Origin of the sequence: Mesorhizobium sp. B2-5-3, assembly GCF_006441005.1 — a bacterium.
Lineage (GTDB): Bacteria > Pseudomonadota > Alphaproteobacteria > Rhizobiales > Rhizobiaceae > Mesorhizobium.
This window is the reverse complement of the sequence record NZ_VFUS01000007.1, coordinates 94,866-109,021: the sequence shown is the minus strand read 5'-3', so window position 1 is coordinate 109,021 and position 14,156 is coordinate 94,866. Positions and strand designations below refer to the sequence as shown.

General features: G+C 63.3%; 12 protein-coding genes, 1 tRNA gene and 1 pseudogene. 9 read left to right on the top strand and 5 right to left on the bottom strand.

Annotated elements, in window-relative coordinates; translation table 11 throughout:
* Positions 1–55 precede the first annotated feature (55 nt).
* Positions 56–1,009 carry a LysR family transcriptional regulator gene (locus FJ867_RS17950; protein ID WP_140818115.1) on the top strand — a complete coding sequence of 318 codons (954 nt, stop codon included), beginning with the start codon at positions 56–58 and terminating at the stop codon, positions 1,007–1,009.
* A 42-nt stretch (positions 1,010–1,051) separates the two neighbouring features.
* Here FJ867_RS17950 and FJ867_RS17945 read toward each other — a convergent pair whose 3' ends face one another.
* Positions 1,052–1,645 (bottom strand): TetR/AcrR family transcriptional regulator, encoded by a 594-nt coding sequence (locus FJ867_RS17945; protein WP_140675499.1) that lies wholly within the window; start codon positions 1,643–1,645, stop codon positions 1,052–1,054.
* 66 nt (positions 1,646–1,711) lie between these two features.
* Here FJ867_RS17945 and FJ867_RS17940 point away from each other — a divergent pair, with 66 nt between their 5' ends.
* A complete protein-coding gene (locus FJ867_RS17940; RefSeq protein ID WP_140818113.1) occupies positions 1,712–2,137 on the top strand; it encodes a VOC family protein in 426 nt (141 codons plus the stop codon).
* An 8-nt stretch (positions 2,138–2,145) separates the two neighbouring features.
* Here FJ867_RS17940 and FJ867_RS17935 read toward each other — a convergent pair whose 3' ends face one another.
* Positions 2,146–3,096 carry a trypsin-like peptidase domain-containing protein gene (locus FJ867_RS17935; RefSeq protein ID WP_140675495.1) on the bottom strand — a complete coding sequence of 317 codons (951 nt, stop codon included), beginning with the start codon at positions 3,094–3,096 and terminating at the stop codon, positions 2,146–2,148.
* A gap of 168 nt (positions 3,097–3,264) precedes the next feature.
* Here FJ867_RS17935 and FJ867_RS17930 point away from each other — a divergent pair, with 168 nt between their 5' ends.
* The 3 genes from FJ867_RS17930 (at position 3,265) to FJ867_RS17920 (ending at position 5,880) form a co-directional block, all read left to right on the top strand.
* Positions 3,265–4,137 (top strand): S1C family serine protease, encoded by an 873-nt coding sequence (locus tag FJ867_RS17930; protein ID WP_140686124.1) that lies wholly within the window; start codon positions 3,265–3,267, stop codon positions 4,135–4,137.
* A gap of 8 nt (positions 4,138–4,145) precedes the next feature.
* Complete coding sequence (locus tag FJ867_RS17925; RefSeq protein ID WP_140516725.1) at positions 4,146–4,826, top strand: helix-turn-helix transcriptional regulator; 681 nt, start codon at positions 4,146–4,148, stop codon at positions 4,824–4,826.
* Between the two features lie 187 nt (positions 4,827–5,013).
* On the top strand, positions 5,014–5,880 hold the full coding sequence (locus FJ867_RS17920; RefSeq protein WP_140495895.1) for an NAD(P)-dependent oxidoreductase: 867 nt from the start codon (positions 5,014–5,016) through the stop codon (positions 5,878–5,880).
* A 364-nt stretch (positions 5,881–6,244) separates the two neighbouring features.
* Here FJ867_RS17920 and FJ867_RS17915 read toward each other — a convergent pair whose 3' ends face one another.
* Positions 6,245–8,371 (bottom strand): OmpA family protein, encoded by a 2,127-nt coding sequence (locus FJ867_RS17915; protein ID WP_140818111.1) that lies wholly within the window; start codon positions 8,369–8,371, stop codon positions 6,245–6,247.
* A gap of 197 nt (positions 8,372–8,568) precedes the next feature.
* Between FJ867_RS17915 and FJ867_RS17910 the strand changes: the two genes are divergently transcribed.
* Together FJ867_RS17910 and FJ867_RS17905 are read left to right on the top strand one after the other, a co-directional pair.
* Positions 8,569–9,015 (top strand): YcgN family cysteine cluster protein, encoded by a 447-nt coding sequence (locus tag FJ867_RS17910; protein WP_140524949.1) that lies wholly within the window; start codon positions 8,569–8,571, stop codon positions 9,013–9,015.
* Between the two features lie 282 nt (positions 9,016–9,297).
* Positions 9,298–9,654, top strand: coding sequence for a hypothetical protein (locus tag FJ867_RS17905; protein ID WP_140818109.1), 357 nt, complete (start codon positions 9,298–9,300; stop codon positions 9,652–9,654).
* Positions 9,655–9,936: 282 nt separating this feature from the next.
* Here the strand turns inward: FJ867_RS17905 and FJ867_RS17900 are convergent, their stop codons facing one another.
* Complete coding sequence (locus FJ867_RS17900; RefSeq protein WP_140560669.1) at positions 9,937–10,647, bottom strand: SIMPL domain-containing protein; 711 nt, start codon at positions 10,645–10,647, stop codon at positions 9,937–9,939.
* A gap of 145 nt (positions 10,648–10,792) precedes the next feature.
* Here FJ867_RS17900 and FJ867_RS17895 point away from each other — a divergent pair.
* Both FJ867_RS17895 and FJ867_RS17890 read left to right on the top strand, forming a co-directional pair.
* Positions 10,793–10,868 (top strand) — tRNA-Ile (locus tag FJ867_RS17895).
* A 128-nt stretch (positions 10,869–10,996) separates the two neighbouring features.
* Positions 10,997–11,338, top strand: a pseudogene (locus FJ867_RS17890) (transcriptional regulator); the annotation flags it as partial.
* 194 nt (positions 11,339–11,532) lie between these two features.
* On the opposite strand, the gene FJ867_RS17885 reads toward FJ867_RS17890, so the two are convergent.
* Positions 11,533–14,076, bottom strand: coding sequence for an ATP-binding cassette domain-containing protein (locus tag FJ867_RS17885; RefSeq protein WP_210242314.1), 2,544 nt, complete (start codon positions 14,074–14,076; stop codon positions 11,533–11,535).
* Positions 14,077–14,156: the final 80 nt, after the last annotated feature.

Below are 14,156 nucleotides of genomic sequence, written 5' to 3'. Positions count from 1 at the left end.
CATCAGATAAACTGGTATATTTTCTATACGATCCATCCATTAATTAGATACAATAATGCAACCCAACCCGACACTCGACCAGCTTCAGATCCTCGTGGCCGTTGCCGACACCGGAAGTTTTTCCGCTGCCGGCCGCAAGCTTAACCGGGCGCAATCCGTCATCAGCTACGGCATCGCCAATCTCGAGGCGCAGCTTGGGCTGAAGCTGTTCGAGCGCGAGGGCACGCGAGAGCCGCAGCTGACGGAGATCGGTCGGGCGATGCTGGAAGACGCGCGGCGGATGATCGGCGTGCTGCACCGCATACGCTCACGCGTCGATGGTCACCATCGGGGGCTGGAGGCGGAAGTCGCGCTGTCGGTAGATGCGGCGCTGCCTTCGCCAGTGCTGGTGCGGGTGCTCAAGGCGTTTGAGGCGCAATTTCCGACCGTGATGCTGCGCCTGCACATCGGCACACTCGGCCTAATCCCCGACCACGTTGTCGGTGGCCAGGCCGATCTCGGTATTGGCGGCCTGCTGGGCGATGTCGACGTCCACCTGGTGGGTATAGGCTTCATGTCGATAGTGCTGGCAGCCGCGCCCAGCCACCCGCTGGCGCTGCTGCCCAAACCGGTAGCGATCGAGGACGCGCGCGAACACACACAACTCGTCGTCACCGACCAGTCCGAGCGTACCAAGGGGCGCGATTTTGGCGTCTTCGCCTACCGAACCTGGCGACTGACGGACCTGCGCACCAAACATATGTTGATGCGTGAGGGGCTGGGCTGGGGCGGGCTGCCGCGTTGGCTGATCGCTGACGATCTGGCTACCGGCCGTCTCGTGGAACTCGACCTCGAGCCTTTCAGGGAGGTGCGTTCGCCGCTCTATGCCATGCACCGCGCCGACCGCAGCCCGAATCCGGCGGCGGCCTGGCTGATCGACCAGTTCAAGCGCCAACTTGGCTGCTTCAACGAGTTCGAGCCGGGCGAGGTGCCCGACGAAGAGCCGGAAATTTCCAGCGCACAGATTTGATTCCAACCTTTGCCCTGGATCTCATCGGCGGGAAGCCTCGGATCACGCGCGGGACAACCCATCGATCAGTGCCGTGAGAACGTTGCGGTAGTCTTCGGCCGAACCGCCCGCCTCAATGGCAAGTGCCGCGCGGTCGAAGGCGGCGGCGAGCAGGGCGGTCGTCGCTTCGGCCGGAAGCTTCTTTATGGTCCGCGCCCGCATCGCCGCGACCAGCCCTTCGCGCAGCGAGCGATTGCCATGGCGGTTGTCGATGGCGTCCATTTCGGCGCGGCCGAGCACGGCCGGGCCGTCGAGCAGCAGGAGCCGCGTGCGGCCGGGCGCGCGCATGGCGGCAAGATAGGCGTCGGAGCCGGCAATGAGCGCGTCGCGGGCATTGAGCGAAGGCGGCGCTGCGCCCTCGATCTCCCGCGCCACGGCCTCTGCCTCCTGCTCGACGACGGCGCCGAACAGCGCCTGCTTGTCGGAGAAGTGGTGGTAGAGCGCGCCGCGCGTCACGCCGGCCGCGGCGACGATCTCTGGTGTGCCGGTCTCGGCGTAGGATTTTTCGATGAACAGTTTTCGCGCCGCGGCGATCAGATCGGCGCGTGTCGCCTCGGTGCGGTCACGGTTGGAACGGCGCGCTGATCTCTGTTGCATACATGCAGCCTGTATGTTAATTCAATTTACATGCAGACTGTATGTTGCTTGACGGGAGAAGGAAAGATGAAGACGACCAGCTATTATCCGGTGCTGATGACCGGGGACGTTGCCGGCACAGCGGCGTTCTATGTCGAACATTTCGCCTTCCGGCCGCTGTTTACGAGCGACTGGTACGTGCATCTGCAATCGGTGGAGAGCAAGCGCGTCAATCTCGGTATCGTGCGAGGCGACCATGAGACGATCCCGGAAGAGGGACGGGGTCGGAGCTCGGGCCTGCTGATCAACTTCGAAGTCCGTGATCCCGATGCGGTCTATGAGCGGATCACAGCCGCCGGCCTGCCCATCCTTCGGTCCCTGCGCGACGAGCCTTTTGGTCAGCGCCATTTCATCACCAGGGATCCCAACGGCGTCCTGATCGATGTCATCAAGCCGATCCCGCCAAGCGAGGAATTCCTGGCACAGTATGCGCAGGGTGCAGTGAGCGCCTGAGTGGAAACTCAACCAGCCCTTGCCACTGGCGTCACTGTCACCTGGCTGACACCGGTGCGGCGCACCACCGTGCACCGCGTCTCGCGGCCGATCCGCTCGGCGTCGAGCAAACGCACCAGGTCGTCGACGCCGGTGACCGGTCGGCCGTCTATCGCGGCGACGATATCGCCTTCCCTGAGGCCGGCCCTGGCCGCAGGGCCCTCCTTCTCGACGCCGCGCAGCCGAACCGCGGTCTTGCTCGACACTTGCGACAGAAGGGCCGCGCGACGGGGCAGGTTCACGGTGTCGGCCGACACCCCGATGAAGGCGCGGCGTACGCGGCCGAAACGGATGATCTCCGAAATGACGAAGTTGGCGGTGTTGGAGGCGACGGCAAAGGCAATGCCTTGCGCACCATGGATCATGGCGGTGTTGACGCCGATCACCTCGCCCGCCGAGGATACCAACGGTCCGCCGGAATTGCCGGGGTTGAGCGCGGCGTCGGTCTGGATGACGTCGTCGATCAGCCGCCCGGTGGAAGCGCGCATCGAGCGGCCGAGCGCCGAGACGACGCCCGAGGTGACGGTCCATTCGAAGCCGAGCGGGTTGCCGATGGCTATGGCGATCTGGCCGCGCCGCAGGCGCTTGGAATCGCCCAGCGGCGCGACATCGGCAAAGCTGCCGTCGGCGCGCACCAGCGCGATGTCGGTGTCGGCGTCGCGGCCGAGCACGCGGCCTTCGCTGGAGGCGCCGTCGGGCATCGATACGCGCACCGTTCTGGCATCGCCGACGACGTGGAAGTTGGTGACGACGAGCCCATCATGCGCAATGACGAAGCCCGACCCATGCCCGCCCTGGCCACCGATGCGCTCGATGCGGCAGACAGCCGGGCCGATGCGGTCGACAGCATCGGCCACCGTCGTCGAGTAGGCGTCGAGCAGCGCGTCGTCGGATTGGAATTTGGCGGCAGCAACGGCCATTGGCAGGCTCCATGTTTTCAGGCGCAACGATGACTATATGTGCGGAGCGGCTTCATCCGCCGCGACCTGACCAGATGGCCAGTCGCCCGGCCGACTAGCCGTCAGGCGAGTATCTCCAAGCGCGCTGCCGCGCGATATCTGGGGCATGGATGAACCCAGGAGACTGCTATGAGCGAATTCAATCTAAGTGCCTTTTCGGAAGCCATTGCCGATCTGGCAGCCAAGGCGGCACCGGCGACCGCGAGCTTCACCACCCACAATCATCGCACAGCGAGCGCTTTCCATTGGCGCGACGGCTACTTCGTTGCCGCCGAGGAAGCCGTCGAGGCCGGCGAGGAGATCGAGCTGACGCTGGCTTCGGGCGAGACGGTGAAGGCCGATCTTGTCGGCCGCGATCCCTCGACCGGCGTCGCCCTGCTCAAGCCGGCCGGTGCTACCAATGCCGAGCCGTTGGCCAAAGCGGATGCGGTGCGGCCCGGCAATATTGCCGTCGCCATCGGCAACAGCCGGGGTTCGGCGTTGGCAGTTTCAGGCTCGGTCGGCGAAGTCGGCCCGGCCTGGCGCTCAATGCGCGGCGGCACCATCGACCGGCGCATCAACCTGGCGGTGGGCGCCGGCGGCCGTTTCGAGGGCGGCCCGGTGCTCGATGCCAAGGGCGCGCTGATCGGCATGCTGTTGTTCGGGCCGCGCGGCCGCGCGCTGGTCATGCCTTACGAGACGATCGAGCGAGCGGTCGCAACGCTGCGCGAAAAAGGCCATGTCGCCCGCGGCTATCTCGGCGCCGGTCTGCATCCGATCCGTGACGGCGAGGCCCGCGGCGCCATCGTCATGAGCCTTGATGACAACGGTCCGGCCAAGGCCGCCGGCCTTTCCCTCGGCGACATCATCGTCGCCTGGAACGGCGAGGCGGTGAGCGGCCCGCGCGAGCTGATCCGCAGGCTCGGCCCCGACAGTGCCGGAGCTTCGGTTACGCTCGGTGTCGTGCGCGGCGGAGAACAGCGCGACGTGGCGCTGACGGTCGGCGAAAAGCCGCTCAGCTGAGAGGATTAATGGACGCGATCGCGACAGGCGAGATGACGCAAAGCAGCACCGGCGAGCGGCAGCTGGTCGTGCTGGTCGCGCTCGGTGATGCCGCGCGCGCCGAGCGGCTGTCCGCGTCGCTTGCCGCGACCGACGATCTGCTGCCGGTGACGCCGGGCAGCAGCGAAGCGGTTGATGTCGCCATCGTCGACGAGACCGCCGGCCCCACGGGTGCGGGAACAGGGAAGGGCGACGCCGTTCCCGCCGCGACCGCGCGGGTGCTGTTGTCTTCGCAGGCCGGCCTGGCACGGCCGCAGGGGCAGGTGTTCGCCGTGCTGCCGACGGCGGCGGATGCAATGCTGATTGCGGCCGCCGCCAGGCTGGCGGCGGCCGGCTACCGCGTCTTTGGCGACAGCGGATCCGTTCCTGGCCGCCGCGATGATTTCCACGGCGGCGATATTGGCGGCGACGGCCTTTTCGACGAGGAGCATCCCGACGAGCATGCCGCCCGCCCGGCGCTGTCGCCGCGAGAAGCGGAAGTGCTGGCGCTGCTGGCCGAGGGCGCCCCCAACAAGGTAATCGCGCGGCGGCTCGACATTTCCGTTCATACGGCGAAGTTCCATGTCGCCGCGATTCTGATCAAATTGGGCGCTGCCAACCGCACGGATGCCATCGCCATTGCGATGCGGCAGGGGCTGGTGCTGGTCTAGGGTGACGTCTCAGCCAGGATTTGACGATCATCGTCAAAGTCAGCGCTGCCCCTATAGCTCCAGATCATTTACAGCGGCAAGGAACGGACCCTCCGCAGCGTCACCGTCAGCCGCTGCCGCAAGCTCTTGTATCCGGGGACCGCCACAGGCAAGGATCGCGCCACCGGACAATGCAAGCGGAGGAAAAATGTCGCTCAAGGGAAAGACGCTGTTCATCTCCGGCGGGTCGCGCGGCATCGGGCTGGCGATCGCCTTGCGCGCCGCGCGCGACGGCGCCAATGTGACGATCGCGGCCAAGACCGCTGAGCCACATCCGAAGCTGCCGGGCACGATCTACACCGCCGCTGAAGAGATCGAGCAAGCCGGCGGCAAGGCGCTGCCGGTCCTGTGCGACATTCGCGAGGAGGCGCAAGTGGCCGAAGCGGTGTCGAAGACGGTCGAAAAATTCGGCGGCATCGATATCTGTGTCAACAATGCCAGCGCTATCCAGCTCACCGGGACCCTGGAAACCGACATGAAGCGTTACGACCTGATGCACCAGATCAACACGCGCGGCACGTTTCTCGTTTCCAAAATGTGCATTCCGCACCTGAAGTTGGCCGGGAATCCTCATATCTTGAATCTGGCGCCGCCGCTCGACATGAAGGCCAAGTGGTTCAAGAACCATGTCGCCTACACCATGGCCAAGTTCGGCATGTCCATGTGCACGCTGGGCATGAGCGCGGAGTTCGCCAAGGACGGCATCGCGGTCAATTCGCTGTGGCCGATCTCGACCATCGATACCGCGGCGGTGCGCAATCTTCTGGGCGGCGCGACGGTGGCCGCGATGAGCCGTTCGCCCGAAATCATGGCCGATGCCGCGCATGCCATCTTCATGCGGCCATCACGCGAAGCGACCGGCAATTTCTACATCGACGAGGAAGTGCTGCGCGCCGAGGGGATCAGCGATTTTTCGGTGTATGCGCCGGGTGCGGCCGGGCCGCTGGCCGGCGACTTTTTTGTCCCGGACGAGGTGTTTGCCAATTCCGACACGAAGATCAGGACGGCTTTCTAAAGATGTATCGAGGCGCAAATTCCGGATGGAACTCGGTTTCAGACATTCCTGGAGTTGCTCTAAGCAAAAAGCCCCGCCGGAGAGGGCCGGCGGGGCTCAGTGCGTCCCGCTGGAGTCGGGACGGGGCAGGGAACGCCCGATCCTGAATCTGGGGTAGGCCATCTCGCGATTCAATGAGCGGGATCTAACACCAGGACAATTCTTGTTGAACTTGGGCCGTTGCCGCGATCTCACCCATCCCGGCGAAACCGGGATGGGCCTTTTACCGATCCGATTCCAGAAGCCTGCTCAAGCGTCTGGAAATGCAGAAATTTGATCGACCATGATCTTTTCCGAAAGCCGGTTTCCGGCTCCCGGATCGTGGTCAGTTGTTGCTCGCCACCGGCGCCACCAGCGAGGTGATACGGCGGATGGCGACACGCCGGTTCTCGCGGTTGGGGCCTGAGGTGTCGACCTTCAGATATTCCTCGCCATAGCCCTGCGTGGTCAGGTTTTCAGGCGGTATGCCGAAGGCGTTGGTCAGCGCTTCGGCCACCGCTTCGGCGCGGCGGTCCGACAGAGCGAGGTTCGCCTCCGGTGTGCCGACAGCGTCGGTGTGGCCTTCGATAAGGAAGGTCTCGGCCGGGTTCTTCTTCAACAGCTTCTCCATGGCCGTGGCGACACCCTCGAGCTTCTGCACCTCGGCATCGGAGATCGAGGAAGAGCCGAATTCGAAGTTCAGCGTGTCAAGATCGATGCGTCGGGCAATGTCGCGCACCCGTGCGGAACGCTTGACCTCGTTGATCGAATAGAGGCGCTGCACCTTCTCCACCGGCGGCTGCTCGAGGAAGGTGTAGTAGTCGTCCGGGCTTTCGACCTCTTCGGAGTCAAGGATGTAGTCCCGGCGCGGAATGGTCAGCCGCATCGGTGGCAGGTCGTCGCCCGGATCGCGCCAATCATTATCGTCGTCGTAGCTTCGTTCGTCGACATAGCTCAACACATACTCATGACCGTCGGGCATGATGCGCGACCGCTGGATGATGTCGCCGTAGCGGTTGCGGATGGTGACGATCTGCACGCCATTGTCGCGCTCGACTGTCTCGCGCGTGCGGCCTTGCGACAGATCCTCATAGTAGACATCCTTGGCGCCGCGGGTCAGGCGCGGGCGGTCACTGCTCTGAACGTATGTCTGATCGTTGAGCTGGATGATGACGCGATCGCCGATCTCCTTGAGCACGTCGACACCCTTGGGGCGGCGGCGGTCGCGGATGTTCTCGTCCGGTGCGCGCTCGAGGCGTTTGCCCTTCTCCTCGGTAACCGGGACGATTTTTTCCGGTTTGATCTCCTGCTGAGCAGCTCTATCGTCGGTCGGAGGCGGACCCTGGTCGACGGGAGCGACCGCGGGCTGGCGGCCCTGAGCACCGCCCTGCCGGGCGTTTTGCCCACCATTCTGCTGCTCGCCATTTTGCTGCTCGCCATTCTGGTTGGCGGGGTTCCTGCTGGCCTGGCCGTTCTCGCCGCGGCCGCGGCGTCGGGCATCCTTCTGGCTGTCGAGAATGGGGGCAGCGTTCTTGTCGGCGGGCGTCTCGGCCTGCTCGGGGTTTTGCCCCTGGACAGGCGCGGCCTTGCCGGCACTGGGCTGTTCACCCGTGGCCGGCTGCTCGCCCGTTGCAGGCTGCCTGCCGGTTTGCTGTTGTTCGCCATTGGCCGGCTGCTGTTCGCCATTCGCCGGCTGCTCGCTAGCCGGTTGTCTGGCGTTCTTTTTCCTCTTGTCCTGGGGTTGTTCGCCCTGGGCTGCCGGCCTCTCGCCTGAGGGTGCCGGTTCTGCCTTGGGTGCTTCTGCGGCAGGTGCTTCCTTCGGTGTCGGCACGGCGCTGGGCTCGGCCTGCTGCTCCTGTTTGCGCTTCTTGCGCTGGTTGTCGTTGGCAGGTTCCGTTTGGCCCGCCGGTGCCTGTTCGGTCTGCTGTTGTTGGTCGCGCTTCTTCCTGCGCGGCTGCTGTTCCTCGGTGGCGGGTGCTGCCTCACCGGCTGGCGCCTGCTCGGTCTGCTGCTGCTGGTCGCGCTTCTTCCTGCGCGGCTGTTGTTCCTCGGCAGCTGGTGCGGCCTGCTGCGCGGGGGCCTGTTCGGTCTGCTGTTGCTGATCGCGCTTCTTCCTGCGCGGTTGTTGTTCCTCGACGGCGGGCGCGGCTTCACCAGCGGGCGCCTGCTCGACCTGCTGCTGATCGCGCTTCTTCCTGCGTGGCTGTTGTTCCTCGGCGGCTGGCGCGGGCTGCTGTGCGGGTGCCTGTTCGCTCTGCTGTTGTTGCTGATCGCGCTTCTTCTTGCGTAGCAGTTCCTGGTCGCTCTGCTGTGCATCGTCAGTCTGGGTGTCCTGGGCCAGGACCAGCGGCATTGCGCTGTCTCGCATGGGGCCGAACGCGGCACTTCCCTGAAGCGGGGATGCGCCCAACGGCGCGGATGCCATCAGCAGGCCGAGTGCGGTGCCTGCCAGAATCCGTGGTTGGCGTTTCATCGAAATTCTCCTTGTGGGGTCCCATCCTTGCCGAAACCGATTTTAACGAAATTGGTTCCGGCGGCTCATGGTTAGGGACCGTACGGGGCGATTGGCCGGCCTTTTGAAGGCAACTTCATGTCTTTCGACTGGGGTGCCGCCCCACTCCAGCCCTTGCCCTGCTTGACCTTCGCGGCGGCCGGGGCCACATGCCGGAGATGGAAACGCCGTTCTGGAAAACAAAGACGCTGGAAGCAATGAGCCCGGCCGAGTGGGAATCGCTCTGCGACGGCTGCGGCAAATGCTGCCTGTCGAAGCTCGAGGACGAGGATACTGGCGACATCTACTGGACCAGCGTCGGCTGCCGCCTGTTCGACGCGCAGACATGCCGCTGTTCGGACTATCACAACCGGCTGGCGCGCGTTCCCGATTGCGTCGGGCTGACGCCGCAAAATGTACGCACCATCAGTTGGCTGCCCAGCACCTGCGCCTACCGGCTGGTCGCGGAGGGGCACGATCTCTACTGGTGGCACCGTCTGGTGTCGGGCAGTGCCGAGACGGTGCATGAGGCCGGCATGTCGATGCGCGGCCGGGTCAAGGCCAACGAGACGGATCTGGCCGAGCCGGAGGATTATTTCGACTATATGCTTGACGACGAGCCATAAGCTCGCATCGGGATGGCGAGCCATGGCTCGCATCGGCACGAGGAACCATAGCTCGCATCGGGATGACGAGCCCTGAGGCCGGTGTCCGCAAGGGCGCGCAGGAACCAGGAACCATGCGAGACGTTTGGGGCACATTGTTGGAAAACCCGTAGAAGCTTCCTTTTTCCGCCACATGAACCGCCGATGAACGGCAGGTTCGTAAATAGTTCAGACAGGCGGGTGCATTCTCCCATCATCGATTTCAAGAGGACGGGCGAGAGCCCGCAACAAGGAGAGAAGACCATGTTCAACTCGGTGAAAACGGCAGCCCTTTCGGCCCTCGTCGGCCTCGGCACGCTGGCGGCCGTTCCCGCCCATGCCGACAGCCTTTACCTGGGCTTCGGCAACAACAACGATCCGCGCTTCGGCGTCTATGCCGGCGATGACGGCTATCGCCACCGCCGCGATGAACGCCGCGACGACTGGCGCCGCGGCTGTTCGCCCGACTGGGCCCTGAACAAGGCCGAACGCATGGGGCTGCACCGTGCCCGCATCGTCGACGTCAGCCGCCGCACGGTCAAGGTGATGGGCCGCCAGTATGGCGACCGCGTCGTCATCGTGTTCGCCAATGAGCGTGGTTGCCCGATCATCAACCGCTGAGCCTCTTAAGGCGCGACCTTCTGCGAGGGTTGGTAGCGGCATGATCTTCTGCGGGGTCAGTCGCAGACACCACCCTCTGCGAAGATCCGTCTGGAGACATGATCCTTTCAGGATCAGTCTGGAGACACGACCTTCTGCGAAGGTCGGTCTGGAGTAGTGGAGCCGCTTTCCTTCGGGAAGAATGCGGCTCAAAAAAACCCCGCGGGAGCGATCCTGCGGGGTTTTTCGTGCACCATGGCGGACGGTTCAGGGCCGGGCCCGGCCACGGACCATCGAAGGCGCTTATTTCAGTTCGAAGGTAACCGTGACCTGGACATTGTAGGCGTTCTCGCCGGCCTGCACCGGAGCAGCACCGACGGCCGCGTCGAAGGCCTTGGCGTTGATCGGCATCGGTGGCGGCGCGATGTTCTGGTCAGTGATTTCGATCACCCGGCCTATGCTGACGCCGGCGGCTTCCGCCAGCGTCTTGGCCTTGGCCATGGCATCGGCCACCGCCTTTTTGCGCGCTTCGGTAACGGTGGCAGCCGGATTGTCGTTGGTGAAGACGATGCCGCCGCCCTGGTTGACCCCCAGCGATACCGCCTTGTCGAGGATCTCGCCGGTCTTGTCGACGTCGCGCACGCGCACCGATAGCGTGTTGGTTACCTGGTAGGCAATCAATTCGGCCTCCTGGCCGCCGTCGGGCTTGTTTGTGTAGTTATAGCGCGGATTGATCTGGATGCCCGCGGTCTGGAGGTCGCGGTCCTTGATGCCGGCCGACTTCATCGCGGCGATCACGGCCGCCATGGCGTCGTTGTTGGCATCCAGTGCGGCGCGCGCCGTCTTGGCTTCGCGCATGACGCTGAGCGTCAGGACCGCCAGGTCGGGCGCTACAGTCGCCGCCCCTTCGCCCGAAACCACGATACGGGGCGGTGTCGGCGACTCAGCGGCCGCGGCCAGCGCCGGAAAGGTGATGGCGGCGGCGAGTGCGAGGGGCAAAAGAGGTCTGGTCATAAAATCTCCTCGGGTAAGCATATCCGCGCCCAGCGGGCGCACGAGGCTCCTTATGGCGCGATTATGGGCTGATTTGGACGATTGTGACCAGCGGTCCCGGAAAGCCTTGTGCCGCGATGCGAAAAACATTAATCCAGCCCGCGTGGGGCCTGTAGCTCAATGGTTAGAGCCGGCGGCTCATAACCGCTTGGTTGGGGGTTCGAGTCCCTCCGGGCCCACCATTGGCTTTCGGTGCCATTGATTTAATTGGGTTTTTTGTACTTTTTTGTCCCACTCTCTTCCACCCCCCTCGAAAGTGGGACATTCTGTGCCTGTCGGAGCGCACCGCGATAAGCGGTAAGAGTCCGCTCGCCACGTCGAGCTCGATCCGGCCTACGCGCTGGCGCATGGCAACGCTGCGATGTGCCACCATTGCCTCTTCCTACGCAGCGGCTTGCAGGTCCGCGCCGCTTCGATACGTCATGCCCGCTCCGCCATCCTCATGGGCACGACGATGCGTCTGCATTGACCCTCGCGTGATTTTCGATCGGCATGGATGGACATGACCGCAGTCCTGCTTTCAGTGTATTTGGAAGCTGCGCTCGCGATTAGTCCGTCATCGGCGCTGACCTACATTTTGGGCAGCGTCGTCCTCGGATGGAGCGGAAAAGCAGAGCGAGCCATCGAGTGGAGCAAACGAAGCATGCGGCTTTTGCCGGCAAGACGATCGGGCTTGCCGGCATCGGCGCCAGCTATTTCTGATCTGCGCGATATTCGTGAACATTGATCGCATATCAAGTGACTGGAAGCGTCGACCTGCGGTTGGGGGAGATATCGCGCCTTTTTTTCGGATCTTCGTGCACTCGTCGTTGTGCTCCAGTCGGCGGCAGTTCGTTTCACGGCCTCTCAATGGGACGCTGACCGGGCCTGTGAATAGACTGCCACTGCGATCAGCGTCAGCAGGCCGATGAACCAATATTGCCAGGCTTGCGACAGGCCCAGGAAAACCATCGATGAATTGACTTCCTGGATCAGGACGGCGCCAAGCAGCACGCCGATGAAACTGCCGCGTCCGCCAAAGAGACTGGCTCCGCCGAGGACCACTGCGGCAATGCTGCCCAGCGTGTATTCGATGCCCTGATTGGGATCGCCGATGCCCAGCTGCGCCACCACCATCATGCCCCCAAGCGCCGTGAGCAAGCTGCAGGCGATGAACGCGCCGACTACGGTCCAGCCTGTGCGCACACCAATATGCGCCGCCGCCTTCTCGTTAGAGCCAACGGCGCGCAAGCTCATCCCCCAACGGCTGTAGCGCAAGCCCACTTCGAGGATGATTGCCAGGACCAACGCGACGATAAACACGACCGGAATGCTGCCGATAGTGGCTTTGATGGTATCCATGACGGTGGCGCTGATGGCTCCATCGGGATAGGGCCGCAGCAACACCGAGATGCCCTGAATGATGATGTAGACTCCAAGCGTCGCGGCGACGGAGGTGAAGTTCCCGAACCGAACCAAGGTCCCGTTGGTCAGGCCGATGAGGGCTGCGGCGCCAAAAACGGCCAACACGCCAACGATTATCGTTCCCATGCCGGCACCTTCATTCAGGAAGAATGACGCGATGACGAGGCTCAAGCCGATCAACGGGCCGACCGACAGATCGATCCTGCCAGTGAACACTGCGCACATCTGCCCAAACGAGACGAACGCCAGCGCAGCGGAAAGGAACAGGATCTTCTCGATGTTGAAGCCTGAGACGAAACGAATGTTGTGGCCAGACGCTACCAGGCCCAGCAGCACGATCAGCCCGGCAAGCACGAAGCTTGGAACATAGTCGCCGGCAGCAACCATTCGCAGCCATGAACGCGTAGTGCCGGATCTGTCTCGTCCTTGCTGGTCGGTCTTGCGATGGGTGGTGGCCGTTATCATGGTCCGGCCGATATTGGCCTCATTGACGTCTTGGCCTGAGAGTTCGCCCACGACGTGCCCACGGGAGAAGACCAGCACGCGGTCGCATACGCCCTCAAGCTCGACGATATCGGATGAGACGATAACCACCAATGTCCCGCGCGAAGCGACGTCACGCAGGATGCGATAGATTTCGGCGCGGGCACCCACGTCAACCCCGGCTGTCGGCTCCTCTGCCAGCACGAGTGAAGCCTCTGCCAGGAGAGCTCGTGACAGGATCGTCTTTTGCTGGTTCCCGCCAGACAGCGTGGCGACATTCTGCTCGATCGATGCCGCGCGAATGTTCAGGTCCACTCGCTGGGCTTCCATTTGCCGCCGTTCGAGCGAACGGTCCACGACGCCAAAGTTCGCGAAACGTGACAGGGCCGAGATGGTACCGTTTTCGCGCACGGAAAGACTGGGAAAAAGGCCTTCATGCTGGCGGTCGGGAGACAGATAGATAATGCCGGCACTACGAGCGGCACCCGGGTTGCCGAGCGGCACGGTCTTCCCGTCCAGAGTGACGGCTCCACGGGCATTTCCAAGACCTGCCAGCGAACGCAGGAAGTCGCTCTGGCCGTTTCCGGTAATGCCGGCGATACCAACGATCTCGCCGCCACGCGCCGACATGTTGATGTCTACGAAATCAGCGCCCGAAAGCCCTTTGACCTCAAGAACACTTGCGCCACTCATGACACCGGATGATTTGGGCGGAAATTGCTTGGTAACGGTGCGTCCGACAATGAGGTTGAGGATCTGGTCATCGCTGACATCGCGCACAGGTGCCGATCCCTTCACTTCACCGTCACGCATGACGGTGACAGTGTCTGCGATCTGTCTGATTTCCTGCAGCCGATGCGAAATGTAGATGACCGCCGCGCCGCGAGCCGCGGCTTGGCGCACGTTGCGAAACAGGATATCGACAAGGTCGGCTGTCAAAGCCGCGGTGGGTTCGTCAAGAATGAGGATCTTCGGGTCGATCGCAAGCGCCTTGGCAAGTTCTATCAGTTGGCTTTGTGCTATGTCGACATCACACAGCCGGGTCTTGGGATGAACGGCAGAGCCAACACGATGGAGTTGGGCGACTACCCAGTCATTGGCATTCGCATAATCCGTTCGAAGCGCTGCTGGAACTGCAAGCAGCAGGTTTTCAGCCACCGTCAGATCAGGAAGCACTGCCGGGTGCTGATGCACGATGGCGAGCCCGAGCCGTTGCGCCTGTGCCGCGCTCAAGCGATCTACAGTTTGTCCGCATATTTCGATCGAACCCTGATCGAAGCTCAAATTTCCGGAGGCAATGCCCATCAATGTCGACTTGCCTGCGCCATTTTCTCCCAGAAGCGCATGAACCTCGCCACATCGCGCGTCAAACGAGATGTCCTTCACGGCGACGACATTGCCGAAACGCTTCCACACGCCTTGCATGCGCAATCCCAACGGGGCGTCCGATACCGCGTCGGCCGGGGGTGCCATGTCAGGCTGAAGCTGTTCGACGGTGGCCATGCTCGATCCTCCTAAGTGTCTCCATCATCCTCCTTGAGGGGATGAAGGGGCGGGCAGAGCCCGCCCCGTTTTGCTCGAGA

What these genes read in the sequence shown, in the direction of transcription:
- FJ867_RS17910 (WP_140524949.1), top strand. Translation starts at nt 8,569, where the DNA reads ATGGAAACGCCGTTCTGGAAAACAAAGACGCTGGAAGCAATGAGCCCG.
- FJ867_RS17915 (WP_140818111.1), bottom strand. Translation starts at nt 8,371, where the DNA reads ATGAAACGCCAACCACGGATTCTGGCAGGCACCGCACTCGGCCTGCTG.
- FJ867_RS17940 (WP_140818113.1), top strand. Translation starts at nt 1,712, where the DNA reads ATGAAGACGACCAGCTATTATCCGGTGCTGATGACCGGGGACGTTGCC.
- FJ867_RS17935 (WP_140675495.1), bottom strand. Translation starts at nt 3,096, where the DNA reads ATGGCCGTTGCTGCCGCCAAATTCCAATCCGACGACGCGCTGCTCGAC.
- FJ867_RS17925 (WP_140516725.1), top strand. Translation starts at nt 4,146, where the DNA reads ATGGACGCGATCGCGACAGGCGAGATGACGCAAAGCAGCACCGGCGAG.
- FJ867_RS17900 (WP_140560669.1), bottom strand. Translation starts at nt 10,647, where the DNA reads ATGACCAGACCTCTTTTGCCCCTCGCACTCGCCGCCGCCATCACCTTT.
- FJ867_RS17950 (WP_140818115.1), top strand. Translation starts at nt 56, where the DNA reads ATGCAACCCAACCCGACACTCGACCAGCTTCAGATCCTCGTGGCCGTT.
- FJ867_RS17945 (WP_140675499.1), bottom strand. Translation starts at nt 1,645, where the DNA reads ATGCAACAGAGATCAGCGCGCCGTTCCAACCGTGACCGCACCGAGGCG.
- FJ867_RS17885 (WP_210242314.1), bottom strand. Translation starts at nt 14,076, where the DNA reads ATGGCCACCGTCGAACAGCTTCAGCCTGACATGGCACCCCCGGCCGAC.
- FJ867_RS17930 (WP_140686124.1), top strand. Translation starts at nt 3,265, where the DNA reads ATGAGCGAATTCAATCTAAGTGCCTTTTCGGAAGCCATTGCCGATCTG.
- FJ867_RS17920 (WP_140495895.1), top strand. Translation starts at nt 5,014, where the DNA reads ATGTCGCTCAAGGGAAAGACGCTGTTCATCTCCGGCGGGTCGCGCGGC.
- FJ867_RS17905 (WP_140818109.1), top strand. Translation starts at nt 9,298, where the DNA reads ATGTTCAACTCGGTGAAAACGGCAGCCCTTTCGGCCCTCGTCGGCCTC.